Source organism: Leucobacter edaphi, assembly GCF_016522535.1.
Lineage (GTDB): Bacteria > Actinomycetota > Actinomycetes > Actinomycetales > Microbacteriaceae > Leucobacter > Leucobacter edaphi.
The window spans coordinates 402656-421666 of record NZ_JAEHOI010000002.1; the positions used below are offsets into that span (position 1 = coordinate 402656).

The following is a 19011-nucleotide window of genomic DNA, read 5'->3' on the forward strand; positions in this document are numbered from 1 at the left end:
CCAGACCATCCGGATCGCGGCGCGGCTCCTACTCGCTGATCAGGAGCCTCGCCGCGATCCGGCGATCAGCGCTGCAGGAGACCGAACACGACCTCGCCGAGGAGCACGAGCGCCACGAGCACGAAGAGGGCTCCCGCGACCACGTCGAACCAGGGCGTCGCCCGCCCGAACCAGCGCCGGAAAGCCGCCCCCGACGACGCGAGCGCGATCCCGACGAACCAGGCCACCCCGATCGCCACCATGACGAGCGTGATCGCCGACCGCTCGCCGATCCCCGCGTGCGGGGGCAGGAACTGGGTGAGCAGCGCCGTGAAGAAGATCAGCGCCTTCGGATTCGCGAGGTTGGTGGTGAGGCCGAGCAGCCAGGGGTGCACGACCCTCCCGGCCGAGGCGCGTTCTGCGGGCGCCCGCAGGAGCGCGATCCCGCTCCGGATCGACTGGACGCCGAGCCACACGAGGACGAGCGCCCCGAGCACCTGCATGACGGGGAGCAGGCCGGGCAGCACCGCGAACAGCGCCGTGATCCCGAGCACGGAGACGAGGATCCAGATCAGGTTCCCCGTCATGATGCCGAGCGCCGCGAGCACGGCAGCGCGCCGCTCCCGCACGGCGAGGCGCAGCAGCAGGAAGACGTCGGGTCCGGGCAGGGCGATGGCCGCGATCCAGGCGATCACCAAACCGCTCCAGGCCGAAGGGCTCACGCCGTCATCCCCTCACCCCTGCGAGGCTCGACGGGCGCGGGCGGCGGTCGATCACTCAGGGCGGGCATGACGCCCATCTTCCCAGTTCGGCTGGGGGATGGCGACTCGCGCCGAGCATCAGTGAGCCCCCGGCCGCCGCCGCGCGGTGTGCACGGCGGCGTTCCGGGCGGTCAGAGACCGAGCACGCTCCGCGCGATCATGAAGTAGATCACGAGACCCGAGGCGTCGACGAAGGTCGAGATGAACGGGTTCGAGAAGACCGCGGGATCGACGTGGACGGCGCGCGCGAGGAGCGGCATGCAGCCACCGACGGCCGCGGCGACGGTGCAGATCGCGAGGAGCGTCAGCCCGATGACGAGTCCGATGTGGAAGTCGTAGGCGAGGGTCGCGATCGTGAAGCCGAGGCTGCCGAGGAGCAGGCCGAGCAGCGCGCCGGTGCGGAGTTCCCGGGAGAGCACGCGACCGAGATCGCGCGGACGAACGTCGCCGAGCGCGAGCGCCCTGGTGACGGTGGTCGCGGCCTGGTTGCCGGTGTTCCCGCCGGTGCCGATGAGCAGCGGCACGAACAGTGCGAGAACCGTGACCTCGCTGATGGTCGCCTCGAACGCCGAGAGGACCTGCACGGTGAGCGTCGCGCCGACGGCGAGCACGAGCAGCCACACGACGCGGGAGCGCACGATCCTCGTCACCGGCGTCGAGAGGTAGGGGCGTCGCAGCGGTTCCGATCCGCCCTGGCGCGCCGCATCCTCGCTCTCCTCGTGCTCGAGGATGCGGACGGCGTCGTCGATCGTGAGCATGCCGACAAGCCGGTTCTCGCGGTCCACGATCGGGAGCGCGAGGAGGCTGAGGTCGGCGCAGCGGCGCGCCGCGTCCTCGTCGTCGTCGGTGACCCGCGCGGTGTGCGCTTCGACGGCGAGCTCGGCGACGGTCGCGGCGGGGTCCGCGGCGAGCAGACCGCGGAGGCTCACGATCCCGGTGACACGGCGAGCGTCGTCGAGCACGGGGATCGTGTACACGGTCTCGGCGTCGTCGAGTCGCGCGCGCACCCGGTCGAGCGCCTGGGCCACCGTGAGCGAGCCGCGCACGGACACGTACTCGGGCGTCATCCTGCGTCCGACGCTGCCCTGCGGGTATCCGAGGAGCGAGGCCGTGAGGGCGCGATCCTCCGCGGGGAGTCCGCGGAGGAGACGCGTTGCGACGGCAGCGGGCACCTCGTCGAGGAGCCACATCCGGTCATCGGGGTCGAGCTCCTCGAAGAGCCTCGCGACCTCGTGATCCTGCAGGTCGTGCAGCAGATCGCTCTGGAGCGAGGGGTCGAGACCCTCGAACACCTCGAGGGCGCGCTCCTTCGACAGCAGACGCTCGACGATCGCCCGCTGCTTGCGCCCCAGTCGCTCGAGGACGACGACGAGGTCGGCGGTGGGGGTGTCGGTCAGGACCTGAGAGAGCGCCAGCAGGTCCTCGTCGTTGAGTCGCCGCTCGATCTCTTCGATCCGCTCATCGATCGTCAGTGGGGTTTCGGTTGCCATGGGCTCGTTCCTTCGCCGTCACCGCGCGGGATCAGCCCCGCGGGGGAGTTGAGGTCGGAGCGATCGCCCCGACCGATGAAGCGTGCCTCCCCTCCGTGACGGAGGCGGGTGGGTCACGCTCTGGGACGCCGGGCGAAGTCGCAGAGCGCGTCAGCTGGTGAGCCGACGGGCGACGCGAGCGGGGCCCGGCTGGGGAGAGCAACTGTCGCTCTGCACGCGATCACCTCATTCGGTTCGATCCGGGAGCCGGCCGCGCGAAGCGGCTCGGCGGGCTGCGAGACCGGGCAGCCCGCTGGAACCCTAGCATCAGCCGGGGGCAAGACCCAAGGGCCGATCGCTTCGCGGGGCCGTTGCGTTATGATCGCGACGTTCGAAACACAAAGGAATCCCAGATGGCAGACCCCGCGGTGAGCGACCTCCTCAGATTCGGCATGCGCAGGATGCGGCCCAGAGATCCGCGCGAGGAGGGTCGCTCCGCGAGCGCGCTCGAGCTCTTCTACGACCTGATCTTTGTGGTCGCGGTCTCGCTGGCTTCGGCGCAGCTCGGGCAGATGGGCCTCAGTGGGAAGCCTGGGCAGGGCGTTGTCGAGTACCTGCTCGTGTTTTTCGCGATCTGGTGGGCCTGGATGAACTTCACGTGGTTCGCGAGCGCCTTCGACACTGACGACTGGCCGTATCGCGTCCTCGCCCTGACGCAGATGGCCGGCGTCGTGGTGCTCGCCGTCGGCACGACGCCCGCGATGCGCTCGGGTGACTTCAGCCTGATCATCGCCGGATACGTGATCATGCGGCTCGCGCTGTGCGGGCAGTGGCTGCGGGCCTCTCGGAGCCACCCGGCGTTCCGCAAGACGGCGCTGCGCTATGTCACGGGGATCCTCATCGTGCAGCCGCTCTGGGTGCTCTATCCGCTCACCCCGCAGGGGTTCAAGATTCCGGTGTTCGTTCTGCTCGCGCTGTGCGAGCTCGCCGTTCCGGTGTTCGCGGAGTCTGCGCGGCAGACGCCCTGGAACCCGAACCATATCGCCGACCGCTACGGGTCGTTCACCCTGATCGTGCTGGGCGAATCGGTTCTCGCCTCGACCACGGCGATCGCGAACGCGCTCGGCGAGGCGGAGCACGTTGGCGGCCTCGTCCTGCTCGGGGCCGGCGGCTTCGTGATCGCGGCCGGCATGTGGTGGGTCTACTTCGCGACCGATGTCATCGACCAGCTCGGGGTCGTGAAGACCGCGCTTCCGTTCGGCTACGGGCACTACCTGGTGTTCGCCTCCGCGGGCGCGTTCTCGGCGGGGATCGCGGTGCTGATCGGCCTCGAGGACGGCACCGGGAAGCTCGGCGCCGTCGCGTCTGCCGCGACGCTCACGGTGCCGGTGGCGCTGTTCGTGCTGGGGGTGTGGGCGCTCATCCTGCGGCACCGTCTGCACGGCGTGCGCCGGGTGCTCGTGCCGATCGGTGCGGTGGCACTCGCGGCAACGGCGCTGCTCCCGCACGCCGTGGTGTTCGCCGCGATGGTGATGGTCGCTCTCGTGATCGTTGTCGAGAGCTCCTGCCTCGGCCAGCGCGTCGCGGGCGACACCCTCCACCCCGAGGACGAGTGCATCGGTCCGGTCTCGCATCCGGCTTGAGTGTTTCCTCGCATCCGCGATTACCCTGATCATGGAGGTACACATGAGTGTCGAAGTGCCTGGCGCACGTGCTGTCGTGGCCGTCCCGCCGAAACGGCGGCGGCCTTCCGCGATCCGGGTGACGCGATGAGCACGGACTTCCTGCGTGGCCTGAGCGCGTTCCCGCTGACCCCGTTGCGTGACGAGGAACTCGACGATCAGGCCGCTGCGCGGATCATGATCCGGCTCCGCGACGCCGGAGTCGATTCGATCACGGTGCTCGGATCCACGGGTTCCGGGCCCTACCTGTCGCGCGACGAGCGCCTCAGGGCGCTGGAAATCGGGACGCGGCACGCCGGGGAGGTGCCGGTCATCGCTGGCGTCGCCGCGCTTCGCACGCGGGACGCGGTGCGCAACGCCCGCGACGCAGCCGCTGCCGGGGCCCGGGCGGTCCTGCTCGCCCCGCTCCAATACCAGGCGCTCTCGGACGACGAGGTCTACGGGCTGTTCGCGGATGTCGCAGAGGGCAGCGAACTCCCGATCGTGCTGTACGACAATCCGGGAACGACGCGCTTCACCTTCAGCGACGAGCTGCTCGCGCGGATCGGCGAGATCCCTGCCGTTGCCGCGGTGAAGGTTCCGCCGCTCCCTTCGACGCGCGCGGAGAAGGAGCGCCGGCTCGCTGAGCTGCGGGGAATGCTGCCCGCGGGCACCATCGTCGGGCTCTCGGGCGACGCGTCAGCTGCGGACGGGCTGCTCGCGGGCGCGGACGCCTGGTACTCGGTCATCGCGGGCACGCTCCCGGAAGCCGCGATCCGGATCGCCCGCGCGGCATTCGCCGGGGACGAGGTCGCCGCACGCGAGGCCGACGCCAGGATGGGCGGCCTGTGGGAAGCGAACGCCGCGTACGGGAGTCTGCGCGTGGTGGCCGCGGTTGCGGAGGAACTCGGACTCGCGGGCCCGAACTCGCTCCCGCGCCCGGTTCGGGGGCTCGAGGGAGAGGCGAAGCAGCGCGTACTCGCCTGGCTCCGCTCCCACAGCGGAGAGGCCACGGCGTAAGACCGCTCGCGCTCGATCGCCTTGACGCCTGAGCGGTTCGAGCGGGAAAATTGTCCTGTTCGGGCCGCAATCTGCGCGGCCGGCGGTGATCGGAGCGATGATGCCCAAGTACGCAATGCTCAAGCACTACCGCGGAGCGCCCCCGATGGCCAACGACGGCCCGCGCACCGCTGAGGAGTGGGAGGCGCATGTCGCCCACATGAACGAGCTTATGGATCGCCTCCGCGCCACGGGGGAGTTCGTGTCCACGACCGCGCTCGCGGAAGCGGCCTCGTGGGTGCGCTTCGACGGTCCCGGGCGTCCGCCCCGCGAGCTGGGCCCGGTCGCCGAGGAGAAGGCGCTCACGGCTGGCTGGCTCGTCGTCGATGTTGCGAGCCGCGACCGTGCGCTCGAGATCGCCGCGGAACTCTCGGCCGGTCCCGGCGCCGATGGGCTGCCGGATGGGGAGTGGCTCGAATTCCGGCAGGTGCTCGACTGATTGCTACGGCCCCGAAATTCGCGTCCAGGCGGTCGTGCCCTGCGCGCGCCGTGCGGCTCGCTCGGGGCTGTGGAGCTCCGGGCCGCCGGCCCGGAGCGTTTCGTCGCGACTCGGCTTCCCGTGTCGTAGATCTTCTCGGAACTTCCAGATCCTGGCGGCGATGAAGAACGCGCACACCAGGATCGCTGCGATGACGTTGTTCATGGCCTCACGATAACCCCGCGCGATCCGGCCGTCGAGCGCGCGAGCGGAACGTTCACGAGTCGTTCCCGCGCGCGACGCAGCCGCCCAACGCGGTCACTCGCAGCGCAGGGGCGCTTCTGGCGCAGCCGCATCGGCCGGGGCGGCCTCTCCCGCGTCGGCGGCAGGTTCTCTGTCCGCGAGCTCTGCCAGGATCTGTGCGTGGCGGAGCAGGAAGGCCCGCTCGTCGAGTTTCCTGCGCCGCAGCCAGCCCGTGACCTCGCTGTTGTTCTTGCTCGCGTTGCAGGATCGGCAGGCGGGTGCGACGTTGCCGATCGTGTAGCGGCCGCCTCGTGAGACGGGCTGGATACAGTCGCGCTGCAGCGCAGTGTCCGTTGCGCGGCAATAGGCGCATCCCGCCCATAGCTCAAGCAGCAGGTCCCATTGCGCCTCGGTGAGATCGTTCTCCACCCGGGAGAGGCGTCCCTTACGTCGCTTCGCCGCGCGCGCACGGGCGGCCGCCGAGGGCTTGCGGGTCGCGTAACGGCGGGAGGCTGGCACGGCTTCAGGCTAGCGGCCGGAACGCGCGCCGGCGGGATGGCGCGGCGGGATCCCCGATCAGGAGGCGAGCAGCCGCCCGAGATCGACGGTGAACCGTTCGGTGCCCGGGGCGAGCGGTGCGAAGAACGCCCGGTCCGCGGCTTCGACCGCCGCGTTTGCTCGGTTCGCGAGCGTGACGCCCTGTGGGGTCGCGCTCAGGGCGATGGCGCGACCGTCGCTCGGGTGCGGGCGCCGATCCACCAGCCCCTTCGCCTCGAGCGCGCGCAGCACCTGGGAGGTCATCATGGGGTCGGTCGCGGCGCGATCCGCAAGCTCGCGCTGCGTCAGATGCTCGTCGTGCTGCGCGGAGGCGAGCACTGCGAGCAGTACGAACTGCACGTGGGTGAAGTCGAACGGGGCGAGCGCCGCGCGGATCTCCCGTTGCCAGGCGTTCGTCACCCGCCACAGCATGAGTCCCGTGCTGCGTTCGGGCGTCGGAAACCGGGACTCGAGGGCGCCCGTCATCGCAGCATGGCCGATCCGAGCACCTCGATGTCGTGCTCGTCGAGCGGAACCAGCCCGAATCGCAGCTGATATCCCCAGTTCGGCTGCTGGGTGAGATGCAAACGATCCCGGACGTCCTCGAGCGGGATCGGACCAGCGTCTCGGTAGTTCACCCGCCGACGATACGGCTTGAAGCAGCCCTCGTCGGCCTGCCAGATCTCGTCATCCGGGAGCGTGCCGATCGCCGTGAACTCGCGCAGCGGGGCGCGATCGCCGCGCTGCTCCGTGGGGGAGTAGTAGACGAGCGTGTCGCCCGGCCGCATCCGCGCGAGACCGGCACGCTTCCCGTGGTTGATCTGCGCGATTCCCAGCTCCACGCCGCGCCGTACGTGGGCGGCGCTGACGACGCCCAGCCATCCGTTGCTCATGTTGCACGCTCCTCGAATCTGTCGGGACCGGGTGTTCGGTTCGCGGTTCCGTGCGTTTAGTATGCGCGCTTATTGAATGAACTTCAAGAGCTTTCGAGAAAGGACCAGCAGTGCGCTGAGAGATGAGGCGGCACGGGCCCACAGCCCAGTGCCGCCTTATGTGGACTGTGTGCGCGAGGGGGACTTGAACTGACCTCGACACCTCGCGCCGTGAATCTTGACCGAGCGGCCTGTCTCATAAAATCAACGATCCATGGCATCTGGCCTGTGTCGAGCCCCACAGCCGTACCCCGGACTGCACCTTGCCTGGCACTTTCGTGAGCGCTTTTCGCAGCCAATCCATGCCGTTGCCGAGTGCCGTGGCAGTTTTCGGAGCAGCTCTCATTCGATATTCGCCGCGAACACCACTCCCAATCTTCGCCACTATCAGCCAGACAAACGTGTGCCACCTTGGTAGACACGTTGGTTTCTTTGGTAGGAAGATCAGGTGCTGATCCTTGTGAAAGAAAGACGGCGTGCTTCTATATCGGGTCGCCAGGCTGATGTGCTGCGCTGTGTCGAGGGCGACCGCCCGCGGGCCGAGAGCCACTATGTGAGTTACAGGGCGGGGGTCGAGTACGCAGTGCTCGACGAGAGCGGCAAGACAATCATCATTCGGGCCCTCTCCAATGTCGGCCCTCAGCGGTAGACTTACGGCATGACACCGAAGCTCACCGAATACATCGCAGAAGGCCGTAGCCTTTCTGTCGATGAACGCGAGCTTGCAGCGGTCGCACTCCTGCAGATCAGCGACGATGAGCAGGCCCAAATCGATGCGGCCTGGCGTTCGGAGCTTCGCCGTCGAATTGACGACATCGAGAGCGGAAAAATCGAACTGCTCGACGCGGACGAAGTTCACGCGCAGATCCGTGCCAAGCTCGCGGCAATGCGCGAGTGACGCTGACGCGCCGCGTCTACCCTGAGGCGGCCTCGGAGCTGTTGGCAGCTGCCGAATGGTACGAAAGGGCGCGCACGAACCTCGGTGATGATTTTCTTTCCGAGGTTGAGGACGCAGAGCGGGATGTGCTCGATCGGCCGGAAGCGGCGCGGGTGTTTCCGGGTTGGGCCGAGTTGCCCGTCGTGCGAAGCGCAAGCGTGCGTGTGTTCCCGTATCGAGTGCTCTATTACCTCACTGACACAGAGGTTGTGATCGTCGCCTACGCTCACCACCGCCGGAAGCCGAGGTACTGGGAACACCGAATGGACGGCTGACAATCTGCAAGTGGCATTCTCACTGATAGGAGGCGCTGAGCCGCTGACGGCCTCCATGGAGCGTGATTTCTCCGCCGTAGGGCCCTATCCACTGGTGCGGCGTGCGGCGTGTGGCCTAATGGGGGGCGCTGCAGATCACGGCGTGCGGGTCGTAGGCGCTGATTTCCTTGATCATGGCATCGCGCTGTGCACCACGCCACGCGGCCCTCGTGTCAGCATCGGGTCGGGGTACGCCGAGGTTTCTGGCCGGTGGTCTGGCGAAAACGACCCCAGCAAGCACGGAGAGCGTGCCCCGCTCACCCAGCGCACCCATCCCTCCGCGCACGGTCTCCGCGGAGGGCCGTTCCTCACTGGTTTCCAGCAGCAGGATCGCTCCGGCGAGATCGTCGTTCGCGGGCATCCGGTTTGCCAGTGCAATCTGGTCGAGCACCTCAGGGCACCCTCCCCAGGTGCGTCCGGTCACCGAGGCGCGCGGCCCTGCCCATGCCCTCGGTTCTGTCGCTTCGGGTTCTCCGAACTCGGTCTGTGCTCGCGGCTCGGCCCAGTCGAGACCGAAGTCCGCAGACTCACCCGGCTCGGTGACCTCCAACTCGCTTCCGTTCAGCAGTGCGGCGATGAGTGAGGCAAGATGAGCAGGATCGACATGCGGACCGGGGCCGAGGTGCACCTGGGTCGAGCCGTCGACCTCGGCAAGGCTTCGCACGCATTCGGGAACTTTCAACGAAAATGGCCCCCGATCCGGAGCTTGTATCTCCTGATCAAAGACCATTTTCTCTTTGTGCGCGAGGGGGGACTTGAACCCCCACGTCCGAGGACACTGGAACCTAAATCCAGCGCGTCTGCCAATTCCGCCACTCGCGCGTGACCGCCGTAGAGCGCCGCATTCACCCTACCGGGTGTGGGTGGTGGGGATGTGGTCGGGGCGCAAGTCTTGGGTGTTGGGAGTTCACTCGCAGGCGATTGGGGTGTGCGCGAGGAGCGCGGCGGGCTGGGGATCAACGCGTCGCGTTGATCGTCCGCCGCGGCGGCGCCACCGCGCCGCTGAACCCCCACGTCCGAGGACACTGGAACCTCAATCCAGCGCGTCTGCCAATTCCGCCACTCGCGCGTGGCCCCTGTTGGGGCGCCGCATTCACCTTACCGGGTGGTCGCGGCGTGGATGCCACGGGGCTCGGCCCTTGACCTCGGGGGGATTCGACCGCAGGCGATGTGCCTTATTCGCCTTCCCGGACGATGCGCGCCCCCTCGGGAAGCACGGCTCCCGCGGGCAGCTGCACGGTGATGAACCCGCCGGCGGGCGGCGAAGGCGCGGCTGCAGGCTGCGCTGCACCTGCCGCGGGCGCGGTCGCCTCGGCGGTGCCGCCCGGGTGCCGGAGCTGCGCCTCGAGCGCGCCGACGCTGAACTCCTGCGGGCGCGGGGCGGCAGCGTGCGCGCCGCCGTGCGGCTCGTGCTTGCTCATGCGGTCGATCCAGGCGAGGGCGAGCGCGGAGACGATGAAGGCGAGGTGGATCATGACCTCCCAGAACACCCCGTCATACGAGTAGATGACCTTGCCGCTCGCGTCGGTGACAAGACCGTCGTTCATCCGTCCGACCTCGATGAAGGTCTTCAGGAGGTGGATCGAGGAGATCGAGATGATCGAGATCGCGAGCTTGACCTTGAGGAGGTTCGCGTTGACGTGGGAGAGCCAGTCCGGTTCGTCATGGTGGCCCTCGACGCGGATCTTCGATACGAAGGTCTCGTAGCCGCCGATGATCACCATGATCAGGAGGTTCGCGATCATGACGATGTCGATGAGCGCGAGCACGCTCAGCATGACGTCGGTTTCGCTGAAGTTGCCGGCGATGACGGAGTGCTCGATGAGGTGCCACAGTTCGACGCAGAACAGCACGACGTAGACGGCCTGCGCGACGATGAGGCCGAGGTAGAGGGGCGCCTGCAGCCAGCGGCTCGCAAAGATGAAAGCGGCGAGTGTGCGCGAGGCCGGCCCCGGCCCACGTTCGATGCCTCGTTCGATGGGCGGGGTGGGTGTTGATTTCACGGCGATCTCCCAATCGTCGGACAGATTGGAGTTCAGCGTAGCGCAGCGAAAGTTCCCGGTGCTGGGCGATTCCGTGCCGTTTGGCGCGGGTTTCGGGGCGCATGAGGATATACTCGTCTGAGCGAAGGGGAGTATCCCGACTTCCTCCGTGGCCGTCAAGACGCTGCACGCCATCGTGCAGCCGGTCCGGAGCGGCGCCGTTCGGCGTCGGGGAGAGACTTTCGGTGTTCAGCGCACCCTCCACGTCCGGGCGGGTGCCCGCCGAAGGAGTTTTTCCCTGTGACCTCTGTTCTGCCGCTCTGGTTCGAGATCGGTTCGATGATCGTGCTCCTCACGATCCTTGCCGTCGATCTCCTGCTCATCATCAAGCGCCCGCACGTTCCGTCGATGCGGGAGGCGAGCATCTGGGTGGGCGTCTACGTGGCCCTCGCGCTCGTCTTCGCCGGCGCGATCTTCCTGCTCGGGGATGTGCAGCACGGAACCGAGTTCCTGGCCGGCTGGCTCACCGAGTACAGCCTCTCGATCGACAACCTGTTCGTGTTCGTGCTGATCCTTGGCTCGTTCAAGGTGCCGAGCGCCTACCAGCAGCGCGCCCTCATGATCGGGATCGTCCTGGCGCTCATCTTCCGCGGGGTGTTCATTCTCGCGGGCGCCGCGCTCATCGAGCGCTTCGTGTGGATCTTCTTCATCTTCGGGGCGTGGCTCGTGTGGACGGCCTGGCAGCAGGTGAAGCCGGGTGAGGAGGAGCACGGCGGCGACGGCTGGCTGATCCGTCAGCTGAAGAAGGTGCTCCCGATCACGGATCACTTCGACGGCGGCAAGCTGCGCACCACGGTCGACGGCAAGCGGATGTGGACGCCGTTCATGCTTGTCCTCGTGTCGCTCGGGACGACGGACCTGCTGTTTGCGCTCGACTCGATCCCCGCGATCTTCGGGATCACGCAGAGCCCGTTCATCGTGTTCACGGCCAACGTGTTCGCGCTCATGGGTCTCCGCCAGCTGTACTTCCTGCTGGGCGGCCTGCTCGAGCGGCTGCCCTACCTCAAGTACGGGATCGCCGCGATTCTCGCGTTCATCGGGGTGAAGCTCGTCTTCCACGCCCTGCATGAGAACGAGCTGCCGTTCATCAACGGCGGCGAGCACGTTCCTGTGCCTGAGATCACGACCGGAATGTCGCTCGGCTTCATCGTGGTGGCCATGGCTGTGGCCACGATCGCGAGCCTCGTGAAGGCGAACAAGGATGCGAAGGCGCGGGGCGAACACCTCCGTCTGGGCGCGGCGGAACACGAAGATCGCTGATCCGGGCAGGTTTTCGAAAGCGACACGGAAAGTTCGCGATGCCGGAGCATTGCGACGGCTGGTGCTAAACTCGTCCTATGCGTCCGCGGCGGCAGCTTCTTCTTCACAGCCGCGACGGGGTCTAGCCCATCGGCCACCCGTCGCGGAGTGCTTGCATGGCCGACCCACCGCACGGTGCCGAAATAGATCCGCGCCGCCCGGTGTTGAACTCCATTGAGACCGAGAAGAGAAGCCTGAAATGAGTGATGTGCGCGTATCCGAGGACGAGGCAGTGAAGCAGCCCCGAACTCTCGCAGAGAAGCTGTGGGATGACCACGTGGTGGTGAAGGGCGAGAACGGCGAGCCCGATCTCATCTACATCGATCTCCACCTCATCCACGAGGTCACGAGCCCGCAGGCGTTCGACGGGCTGCGCATGAACGATCGGCCGCTGCGCCGCGTCGACCTGATGATCGCGACGGAGGATCACAACACCCCCACGCTGAACATCACCCGCCAGATCGAGGACCTGACGAGCCGCCTGCAGATCGACACCCTGCGCAAGAACGTCGAGGAGTTCGGCGTGCGCGCGCACCCGCTCGGCGACAAGGAGCAGGGCATCGTCCACGTGGTCGGCCCGCAGCTCGGCCTCACCATGCCGGGCATCACGGTCGTCTGCGGTGACAGCCACACCTCGACGCACGGCGCGTTCGGCGCGCTGGCGTTCGGCATCGGCACGAGCGAGGTCGAGCACGTCATGGCGACGCAGACGCTCCCGCTCAAGCCGTTCAAGACCATGGCGATCAACGTCGAGGGCGAGCTGCGGCCCGGCGTCACGGCGAAGGACATCATCCTCGCCGTGATCGCGAAGATCGGTACGGGCGGCGGCCAGGGCTACGTCCTGGAATACCGCGGCTCGGCCATCCGCAACCTGTCGATGGACGGCCGGATGACGATCTGCAACATGTCGATCGAGGCCGGCGCGCGTGCCGGCATGGTCGCGCCGGACGAGACCACGTTCGAGTACGTGAGGGGCCGCGAGCACGCGCCGCAGGGCGCCGACTGGGACGAAGCCGTCGCCTACTGGAAGACGCTGCCAACGGACGAGGGCGCGGTGTTCGACCGCGAGGTCTTCATCGACGCGAGCGAGCTCGAGCCGTTCGTCACCTGGGGCACGAACCCGGGACAGGGCGTCCTGCTGAGCGACGCGGTTCCGGATCCGGAGCAGTTCGAGGACCCGAACGAGCGCGCGGCCGCTGAGCGCGCGCTCGAGTACATGGACATTGAGGCGGGTACGCCCATGAAGGAGATCGCGGTCGACGCGGTCTTCATGGGCTCCTGCACGAACAGCCGCCTCGACGATCTGCGATCGTTCGCAAACCTGATCAAGGGCAAGAAGAAGGCCGAGGGTGTTCGCCTGATGGTCGTCCCGGGCTCCGCCCGCGTTCGCCTGGAGGCCGAGGCCGAGGGCATCGACAAGATCGTCGAGGAGTTCGGCGGGGAGTGGCGCTTCGCCGGTTGCTCCATGTGCCTCGGCATGAACCCGGATCAGCTGGCGCCGGGGGAGCGCTGCGCTTCCACCTCAAACCGCAACTTCGAGGGGCGCCAGGGCAAGGGCGGGCGCACGCATCTCGTGTCGCCGCTCGTCGCAGCGGCGACCGCGATCCGCGGGACGCTGTCGAGCCCCTGGGATCTCCAGGCCGATGAGGCGAACGGCGTCGATCACACTGCAGCACCGAGCGAGAAGGTCGAGGCCTGAACCATGAAGAAATTCACCACGCTGACCGGAATCGCCGCGCCGCTGAAGCGCTCGAACGTCGACACCGACCAGATCATCCCGGCCGTCTTCCTGAAGCGCGTCACCAAGACCGGCTTCGACGACGCCCTCTTCTACCACTGGCGGCAGGATCCGGAGTTCATCCTGAACCAGCCCCGCTACGAGGGCGTTGAGATCCTCGTCGCCGGCCCCGACTTCGGCACGGGATCGTCGCGAGAGCACGCCGTGTGGGCGCTCCGCGACTACGGTTTCAAGGTCGTCATCTCGGCTCGCTTCGCGGACATCTTCCGCGGCAACGCCGGCAAGCAGGGCTTCCTCGCCGCGCAGGTCGCCGAGGACGACGTGAAGCGGATCTGGGCGGCCATGGACGCCGATCCTGAGGCGCGCGTGACCGTGAGCCTCGAAGACCGCACCGTCTCGATCGGCGACCTGACCGTCGCGTTCGAGGTGGACGACTACACTCGCTGGCGGCTGATGGAAGGCCTCGACGATATTTCGCTCACCCTGCGAAACGAGGACGCCATCTCGGACTTCGAGTCCAAGCGCCCCGGCTGGATGCCGACAACTACCCCCGTGGAGGCCGCATGAACGACGCAAGCGACGAGTTGCAGGAGGAGACCCCGCTGATCGCGGGAGAATCCGGCGCTTCGACCCCCGACACCGACGTTTCCGCTGGTCTGAAGAAGGACGCGGCGAAGGCCGGCGCCCGCGTTGGCCTGACGTCCGATGAGATCATCATCAACGGCGGTCGCCCGCTCACCGGTCGCGTCGAGGTGCGCGGGGCGAAGAACCTCGCCACCAAGGCGATGGTCGCCGCGCTGCTCGGCAAGACCCCTAGCGTGCTGCGCAACGTCCCGAACATCTCGGATGTTCGCGTGGTCGCCGGCCTGCTTGCGCTGCACGGTGTGCTGATCACGAAGAGCGAAAACCAGGACGAGTGGCGTCTCGACCCGTCGAACGTGGAGATGGCCCACCAGGCCGACATCGACGCGCACGCGGGCTCCTCGCGCATCCCGATCCTGTTCTGCGGCCCGCTGCTGCACCGCCTCGGCGAGGCGTTCATCCCCGACCTCGGCGGCTGCCGGATCGGCGATCGTCCCATCGATTTCCACCTCGACGCGCTCCGCGAGTTTGGCGCAGTGGTCGAGAAGCTCCCGAGCGGGATCAGCCTGACGGCCCCCAACGGCCTGCACGGCGCGAACATCGAGCTGCCCTACCCGTCGGTCGGCGCAACGGAGCAGGTGCTCCTCACGAGCGTGCTCGCGAAGGGTCAGACCGAGCTGCGCAACGCCGCGATCGAACCCGAGATCATCGACCTGATCTGCATCCTGCAGAAGATGGGTGCGATCATCACGGTCGAGCCGAACCGGGTCATCTTCATCGAGGGCGTCGACGAGCTCCGCGGATACGATCACAAGGCGATCTTCGACCGCAACGAGGTGGCGAGCTGGGCCGCCGCGGCCCTCGCCACGAAGGGCGACGTCTTCGTGGGAGGTGCGCGTCAGGAGGAGATGATGACCTTCCTGAACATCTTCCGCAAGGTCGGCGGCGACTTCGAGGTCCACGACGACGGCATGCGCTTCTGGCATCCCGGCGGCGAGCTCAAGCCCGTCACGATCGAGACCGACGTGCACCCCGGCTTCATGACCGACTGGCAGCAGCCGCTCGTCGTTGCGCTCACGCAGGCGCAGGGCGTGTCCACGATCCACGAGACCGTCTACGAGAACCGCTTCGGCTTCACCGACGCGCTCAACAAGATGGGCGCGAACATTGTGGTCCACCCGGAGGGCCTCGCCGCAGACGACCGGCGTGTGAAGCGCCGCGAGTTCGAGCAGGCCGCGGTCATCTCCGGGCCGACCCCGCTCACGGGAGCCGATATCGAGGTTCCTGATCTCCGGGGCGGCTTCAGCCACCTCATCGCCGCGCTCACCGCTGAGGGGCAGTCCAAGGTGACGAACATCGGCATCATCTCGCGCGGCTACGAGAACTTCATCGAGAAGCTCCGCCTGCTCGGAGCAGATTTCGTCTACGAAAGCTAAACCGCTGAATCTGCGATCGCCGGGACGGCATTCCGTCTCGGCGATCCTGTTTCGGGATAATGTGAGACATGGTTGACACGGTGAAGTTCCGGAGCCGGTCGTCGGCGGAGAAGCGTCGACCGTCGGTGTTCTGGGTGCTTGCAAGCTTGATTCTGCCCCTGTGGTCGGCGATGGTCCGGTACCGCTTCACTCCCCAGTCGAAGCTGCCGGAGTCGGGGCCGTTCATCCTCGCCCCGAACCACTACAGCGAGATCGACCCGATCGCGATGGGCGCCGCCGTCTGGCACCTGGGCCGTTTGCCCCGCTTCATGGCGAAGGCCAGCCTGTTCAAGGTGCCCGTGCTCGGCACGCTGCTGAGGCGCTCGGGCCAGATCCCGGTCGAGCGGGAGGGAGCCGCCCGGTCGAGCGCTCGCGGCGGGAACCCCATCGGTGCTGCCGAATCGCTCATCGCGGCCGAGGCCGGCGTCATCGTGTATCCCGAGGGCACGCTGACCCGCGACCCCGATCTGTGGCCCATGCGCGGCAAGAGCGGCGCGGTCCGGCTGGCGCTCGTCTCAGGGATTCCCCTGATCCCCGTGGCGCACTGGGGTACGCAGGAGCTCATGCCGCGCTACGGCAAGAAGATCCACCCGTTCCCGCGGAAGACGATCCGCGTGTCGGTGGGTGAACCCCTCGATCTCTCACGCTTCACCGGTCGCACCATCGACCAGAAGACGGTCAGCGAGGCAACCAACTTGCTCATGGACGCGATCACCGCGCTCCTCGCAGAACTACGGGGCGAACCGGCCCCCGCCGAGCGCTGGGATCCGAGCAAGCATCAGCAGAGCGAGACGGGACGTTTTTGAGCACCGGACAGATTCCCGTGGTCACCGCAAATACCTCGCGCAACCGGGGCCGCAAGGTCGCCGTCATCGGCGCGGGCAGCTGGGGGACCACCTTCGCGAAGATCCTGAGCGACGCTGGCTGCGACGTGACCCTCTGGGCCCGGCGCCCGGAGGTTGCCAAGGAAATCCAGGTCGGACGCCGGAATAGCCAGTATCTTCCGGGGATCAACCTGCCGAAGCGGCTGAAGGCGACGAGCGATCTGCAGACCGCGCTCCGGGGCGCTCGCCTCGTGTTCCTCGCGGTGCCGAGCCAGACGCTGCGACAGAACCTCCTCGACATCGAACCGTTCCTGGATCGCCGCAGTGTGCTCGTGAGCCTCGTAAAGGGCGTCGAGAAGACCACGACGATGCGGATGTCCGAGGTCATCGCCGACACGCTCGACCTCGATCCCGAGCGGATCGGCGTGGTCTCCGGGCCGAACATCGCGCTCGAGATCGCCAAGGAGCAGCCCACCGGTGCGGTCGCGTCGTGCGCCGAGCTCTCGGTGGCGCAGGAGATCGCAACCGCGGCCTCTGCACCCTACTTCCGCACCTACGTCAACACCGATGTCACGGGCACCGAGCTTGGTGGCGTGCTGAAGAACCTGATCGCATTGGCGATCGGCATTGTCGACGGCGTGGGGTACGGCGAGAATACGAAGGCCGCGATCATCACCCGAGGGCTCGCCGAGATGACCGAGTTCGCGGTCGCTTCCGGCGCCGACCCGGTGACGCTGTCGGGCCTCGCCGGGCTCGGCGATCTCATCGCCACCTGCCAGTCGCCGCTCTCGCGGAACAATACCGCTGGCCGCCTCATCGGCCAGGGGTACACGCAGGAAGAGACCAAGGAGCAGATGCAGCAGGTCGCAGAGGGCATCACCTCGGTCGCCCCCGTGCTCGAGCTCGCACGCGAGCGCGGTATCGTGATGCCGATCGTCGAACAGGTCGAAATGGTGCTCAGCGGCCGGATGGCCCCGAAAAACCTCGGCCCGCACCTCGCCACCGAGGACGATGTACCGCGCGCCGAGCTCAGTCTCGGCGGAGGGAAGCCGGGCCGCTGGCGCCGAATGCTGGACTGGATGAAGGGAAGCAATTCGTGAACGGGACTGCAGTGGAGGACGCCAAGCGCACGGTCGTGATCCTGTTCGGCGGACGCTCGAGCGAGCACGGGATCAGCTGCGTCACCGCGGCTGGTGTGCTCAACGCGATCGACCGCGAGCGATTCGACGTGATCCTCGTCGGCATAACGCCGGACGGTGCCACGGTGCTCATGTCCGAGTCCGATCTCGCCGATTACCAGCTCGAGGCGGGGAACCTGCCGCAGGTCGCGGCGAACGGTACGCGCGTGCTGTGGCCCGCCTCGACCGCGACCCGGGAGATCTCGGTGATCGAGGCCGACGGATCGATGCGCTCGCTCGGCGAGGTGGACGCCGTGCTGCCGATGCTGCACGGTCCCTACGGCGAGGACGGCACGATCCAAGGCATGCTCGACCTCGTGAACCTGCCGTACGTGGGCAGCGGCGTGCTCGGTTCCGCGCTGTGCATGGACAAGCACGTGGTGAAGACGGTGCTCGCCGACGCCGGTATTCGGGTGGCTCCCTGGCGCACGATCACCCAGTCCCAGCTCGAGCGGGATCCCTCGCTCGCCTCACGCGTCGACGAGGGCCTCAGCTACCCGCTGTTCGTGAAGCCGGCCCGCGCGGGTTCCAGCGTCGGCGTCACCCGGGTGACGGAGCCAGCAGGCATCCCCGCGGCGCTGGAGATCGCCTTCGCCGAGGACCGCACCGTGCTCGTCGAGTCCGGAGTGACGGGGCGCGAGGTCGAGATCGCCGTGCTCGAGGGCCGCGGCGAGTCCGCCCCGCGTACGAGCTCCGTGATCGGGGAGATCGTGTTCACCGGCCGAGATTTCTACGACTTCGAGGCGAAGTACCTGGGCGCAGCGGGCGTCGAACTGGCCCTGCCGGCAGACGTCACCGAGGCCGAGTTCACCGAGATCCGCGATGCGGCAGTGCGCGCGTTCGAGGTCACTCAGTGCGCCGGTCACTCGCGCATCGACTTCTTCCTCACGGCGGAGGGCCCCGTGCTCAACGAGATCAACACGCTGCCGGGCTTCACCCCGATCTCGATGTACCCCCGACTCTGGGAGGAATCGGGAATGGGCTATTCCGAGCTGATCACCGAGCTGATCGAGCTCGCCGTCGAGAAGCGCCCCGCCTACTGAGCGAACGCGCCCTTCCTACTCCTTCGTGATGTCGAAGGTGTCGGACAGGGACGTGCACTTGCGGGTCTGGGGGAGTTCCTTCGCCACGGCGCTGAGGTCGACGACGGCCTCGGTGCCGCTCGACTTCCGCGAGTCGACGACGACCTCGAGCCCGGGGGAACGGCCATAGGCCTCGAACCGGTACAGCGGCGCCTTCGACTCGTCGATGATCCAGTCGACGCCGTTCACGTTCACGCAGGAGTCTGTCGTCGGGCCGCTCGGCTCGATCCCGCAGTAGAGCAGCACCGCGGCGGGATCGCCCCACGCGCCGGTGGACTGCGCGTTGGTGGTGCGCTTCTCGAGCCCGCCAACGGTCTTGGGCAGGCGGACGACCACGTTCGCGCAATCGGGGTTCTCGGCGTCAACTGCTGGCTTCATCGGGACTTCTCCCGCGCAGCCGGCGAGCAGCCCGGCGAGCGTTGACACTGCGATGATGGCGGCGGCACGCCTGAACCCGTTGCGACTCACCCCTCCAGCCTAG

The 19011-nt window shown here is 67.5% G+C and carries 21 protein-coding genes and 2 tRNA genes; 12 read left to right on the forward strand and 11 right to left on the reverse strand.

Annotated elements, in window-relative coordinates:
- Nucleotides 1–65: 65 nt before the first annotated feature.
- Both JD292_RS03185 and mgtE read right to left on the reverse strand, forming a co-directional pair.
- Nucleotides 66–701, reverse strand: coding sequence for a LysE family translocator (locus JD292_RS03185; protein WP_200131276.1), 636 nt, complete (start codon nucleotides 699–701; stop codon nucleotides 66–68).
- Between the two features lie 170 nt (nucleotides 702–871).
- A complete protein-coding gene (mgtE, locus tag JD292_RS03190) occupies nucleotides 872–2230 on the reverse strand; it encodes a magnesium transporter (RefSeq protein ID WP_200131277.1) in 1359 nt (452 codons plus the stop codon).
- A 392-nt stretch (nucleotides 2231–2622) separates the two neighbouring features.
- Here mgtE and JD292_RS03195 point away from each other — a divergent pair, with 392 nt between their 5' ends.
- The 3 genes from JD292_RS03195 (at nucleotide 2623) to JD292_RS03205 (ending at nucleotide 5368) form a co-directional block, all read left to right on the forward strand.
- Nucleotides 2623–3852, forward strand: coding sequence for a low temperature requirement protein A (locus tag JD292_RS03195; RefSeq protein ID WP_233613248.1), 1230 nt, complete (start codon nucleotides 2623–2625; stop codon nucleotides 3850–3852).
- Nucleotides 3853–3978: 126 nt separating this feature from the next.
- Complete coding sequence (locus JD292_RS03200; protein WP_200131278.1) at nucleotides 3979–4890, forward strand: dihydrodipicolinate synthase family protein; 912 nt, start codon at nucleotides 3979–3981, stop codon at nucleotides 4888–4890.
- A 100-nt stretch (nucleotides 4891–4990) separates the two neighbouring features.
- A complete protein-coding gene (locus tag JD292_RS03205) occupies nucleotides 4991–5368 on the forward strand; it encodes a YciI family protein (protein ID WP_200131279.1) in 378 nt (125 codons plus the stop codon).
- Between the two features lie 3 nt (nucleotides 5369–5371).
- Here JD292_RS03205 and JD292_RS03210 read toward each other — a convergent pair whose 3' ends face one another.
- The 4 genes from JD292_RS03210 to JD292_RS03225 all read right to left on the reverse strand — a co-directional run bounded on the left by JD292_RS03210 (nucleotide 5372) and on the right by JD292_RS03225 (nucleotide 7020).
- Nucleotides 5372–5572: a hypothetical protein gene (locus JD292_RS03210; RefSeq protein WP_200131280.1), complete on the reverse strand. Its 201-nt coding sequence runs from the start codon at nucleotides 5570–5572 to the stop codon at nucleotides 5372–5374.
- Between the two features lie 93 nt (nucleotides 5573–5665).
- On the reverse strand, nucleotides 5666–6109 hold the full coding sequence (locus JD292_RS03215; RefSeq protein WP_200131281.1) for an HNH endonuclease: 444 nt from the start codon (nucleotides 6107–6109) through the stop codon (nucleotides 5666–5668).
- 57 nt (nucleotides 6110–6166) lie between these two features.
- The gene (locus JD292_RS03220; RefSeq protein WP_200131282.1) at nucleotides 6167–6613 is read right to left on the reverse strand and encodes a MarR family winged helix-turn-helix transcriptional regulator; all 447 of its coding nucleotides are present in this window, start codon (nucleotides 6611–6613) and stop codon (nucleotides 6167–6169) included.
- A complete protein-coding gene (locus JD292_RS03225; RefSeq protein WP_200131283.1) occupies nucleotides 6610–7020 on the reverse strand; it encodes an EVE domain-containing protein in 411 nt (136 codons plus the stop codon). Before JD292_RS03225 ends, JD292_RS03220 begins: the two co-directional genes overlap by 4 nt.
- A gap of 697 nt (nucleotides 7021–7717) precedes the next feature.
- Between JD292_RS03225 and JD292_RS03230 the strand changes: the two genes are divergently transcribed.
- Nucleotides 7718–7957, forward strand: a complete 240-nt coding sequence (locus JD292_RS03230) for an addiction module protein (protein ID WP_200131284.1) — start codon at nucleotides 7718–7720, stop codon at nucleotides 7955–7957.
- Entirely contained in the window at nucleotides 7954–8271 is a 318-nt protein-coding gene (locus JD292_RS03235; protein WP_200131285.1) for a type II toxin-antitoxin system RelE/ParE family toxin, read from the forward strand. The genes JD292_RS03230 and JD292_RS03235 overlap by 4 nt, the downstream gene beginning before the upstream one ends.
- Before the next feature lie 115 nt (nucleotides 8272–8386).
- Here JD292_RS03235 and JD292_RS03240 read toward each other — a convergent pair whose 3' ends face one another.
- The 4 genes from JD292_RS03240 to JD292_RS03255 form a co-directional block, all read right to left on the reverse strand.
- Entirely contained in the window at nucleotides 8387–9040 is a 654-nt protein-coding gene (locus JD292_RS03240) for a S66 peptidase family protein (RefSeq protein ID WP_200131286.1), read from the reverse strand.
- A gap of 10 nt (nucleotides 9041–9050) precedes the next feature.
- A tRNA-Leu gene (locus JD292_RS03245) sits at nucleotides 9051–9132 on the reverse strand.
- A 107-nt stretch (nucleotides 9133–9239) separates the two neighbouring features.
- Nucleotides 9240–9379: transfer RNA gene (locus JD292_RS03250), tRNA-Leu, on the reverse strand.
- A 106-nt stretch (nucleotides 9380–9485) separates the two neighbouring features.
- On the reverse strand, nucleotides 9486–10313 hold the full coding sequence (locus tag JD292_RS03255) for a TIGR00645 family protein (protein ID WP_200131287.1): 828 nt from the start codon (nucleotides 10311–10313) through the stop codon (nucleotides 9486–9488).
- A 279-nt stretch (nucleotides 10314–10592) separates the two neighbouring features.
- Between JD292_RS03255 and JD292_RS03260 the strand changes: the two genes are divergently transcribed.
- The 7 genes from JD292_RS03260 (at nucleotide 10593) to JD292_RS03290 (ending at nucleotide 18491) form a co-directional block, all read left to right on the forward strand.
- Nucleotides 10593–11612: a TerC family protein gene (locus JD292_RS03260; protein ID WP_200131288.1), complete on the forward strand. Its 1020-nt coding sequence runs from the start codon at nucleotides 10593–10595 to the stop codon at nucleotides 11610–11612.
- 238 nt (nucleotides 11613–11850) lie between these two features.
- Nucleotides 11851–13350 carry a 3-isopropylmalate dehydratase large subunit gene (leuC, locus tag JD292_RS03265; protein ID WP_200131289.1) on the forward strand — a complete coding sequence of 500 codons (1500 nt, stop codon included), beginning with the start codon at nucleotides 11851–11853 and terminating at the stop codon, nucleotides 13348–13350.
- Nucleotides 13351–13353: 3 nt separating this feature from the next.
- Nucleotides 13354–13956: a 3-isopropylmalate dehydratase small subunit gene (gene leuD, locus JD292_RS03270; RefSeq protein ID WP_200131290.1), complete on the forward strand. Its 603-nt coding sequence runs from the start codon at nucleotides 13354–13356 to the stop codon at nucleotides 13954–13956.
- Nucleotides 13953–15407: a UDP-N-acetylglucosamine 1-carboxyvinyltransferase gene (murA, locus tag JD292_RS03275; protein WP_233613256.1), complete on the forward strand. Its 1455-nt coding sequence runs from the start codon at nucleotides 13953–13955 to the stop codon at nucleotides 15405–15407. Before leuD ends, murA begins: the two co-directional genes overlap by 4 nt.
- Before the next feature lie 68 nt (nucleotides 15408–15475).
- On the forward strand, nucleotides 15476–16252 hold the full coding sequence (locus JD292_RS03280) for a lysophospholipid acyltransferase family protein (protein ID WP_200131291.1): 777 nt from the start codon (nucleotides 15476–15478) through the stop codon (nucleotides 16250–16252).
- The gene (locus JD292_RS03285; RefSeq protein WP_200131292.1) at nucleotides 16249–17370 is read left to right on the forward strand and encodes an NAD(P)H-dependent glycerol-3-phosphate dehydrogenase; all 1122 of its coding nucleotides are present in this window, start codon (nucleotides 16249–16251) and stop codon (nucleotides 17368–17370) included. The genes JD292_RS03280 and JD292_RS03285 overlap by 4 nt, the downstream gene beginning before the upstream one ends.
- Nucleotides 17367–18491: a D-alanine--D-alanine ligase family protein gene (locus tag JD292_RS03290; protein ID WP_200131293.1), complete on the forward strand. Its 1125-nt coding sequence runs from the start codon at nucleotides 17367–17369 to the stop codon at nucleotides 18489–18491. Before JD292_RS03285 ends, JD292_RS03290 begins: the two co-directional genes overlap by 4 nt.
- Before the next feature lie 15 nt (nucleotides 18492–18506).
- Here the strand turns inward: JD292_RS03290 and JD292_RS03295 are convergent, their stop codons facing one another.
- Nucleotides 18507–18998: a DUF3515 domain-containing protein gene (locus JD292_RS03295; protein WP_369411123.1), complete on the reverse strand. Its 492-nt coding sequence runs from the start codon at nucleotides 18996–18998 to the stop codon at nucleotides 18507–18509.
- Between the last annotated feature and the right edge of the window lie 13 nt (nucleotides 18999–19011).

What these genes read in the sequence shown, in the direction of transcription:
- mgtE (WP_200131277.1), bottom strand. Translation starts at nt 2,230, where the DNA reads ATGGCAACCGAAACCCCACTGACGATCGATGAGCGGATCGAAGAGATC.
- JD292_RS03195 (WP_233613248.1), top strand. Translation starts at nt 2,623, where the DNA reads ATGGCAGACCCCGCGGTGAGCGACCTCCTCAGATTCGGCATGCGCAGG.
- JD292_RS03200 (WP_200131278.1), top strand. Translation starts at nt 3,979, where the DNA reads ATGAGCACGGACTTCCTGCGTGGCCTGAGCGCGTTCCCGCTGACCCCG.
- JD292_RS03205 (WP_200131279.1), top strand. Translation starts at nt 4,991, where the DNA reads ATGCCCAAGTACGCAATGCTCAAGCACTACCGCGGAGCGCCCCCGATG.
- JD292_RS03210 (WP_200131280.1), bottom strand. Translation starts at nt 5,572, where the DNA reads ATGAACAACGTCATCGCAGCGATCCTGGTGTGCGCGTTCTTCATCGCC.
- JD292_RS03220 (WP_200131282.1), bottom strand. Translation starts at nt 6,613, where the DNA reads ATGACGGGCGCCCTCGAGTCCCGGTTTCCGACGCCCGAACGCAGCACG.
- JD292_RS03225 (WP_200131283.1), bottom strand. Translation starts at nt 7,020, where the DNA reads ATGAGCAACGGATGGCTGGGCGTCGTCAGCGCCGCCCACGTACGGCGC.
- JD292_RS03230 (WP_200131284.1), top strand. Translation starts at nt 7,718, where the DNA reads ATGACACCGAAGCTCACCGAATACATCGCAGAAGGCCGTAGCCTTTCT.
- JD292_RS03240 (WP_200131286.1), bottom strand. Translation starts at nt 9,040, where the DNA reads ATGGTCTTTGATCAGGAGATACAAGCTCCGGATCGGGGGCCATTTTCG.
- leuC (WP_200131289.1), top strand. Translation starts at nt 11,851, where the DNA reads ATGAGTGATGTGCGCGTATCCGAGGACGAGGCAGTGAAGCAGCCCCGA.
- leuD (WP_200131290.1), top strand. Translation starts at nt 13,354, where the DNA reads ATGAAGAAATTCACCACGCTGACCGGAATCGCCGCGCCGCTGAAGCGC.
- murA (WP_233613256.1), top strand. Translation starts at nt 13,953, where the DNA reads ATGAACGACGCAAGCGACGAGTTGCAGGAGGAGACCCCGCTGATCGCG.
- JD292_RS03280 (WP_200131291.1), top strand. Translation starts at nt 15,476, where the DNA reads ATGGTTGACACGGTGAAGTTCCGGAGCCGGTCGTCGGCGGAGAAGCGT.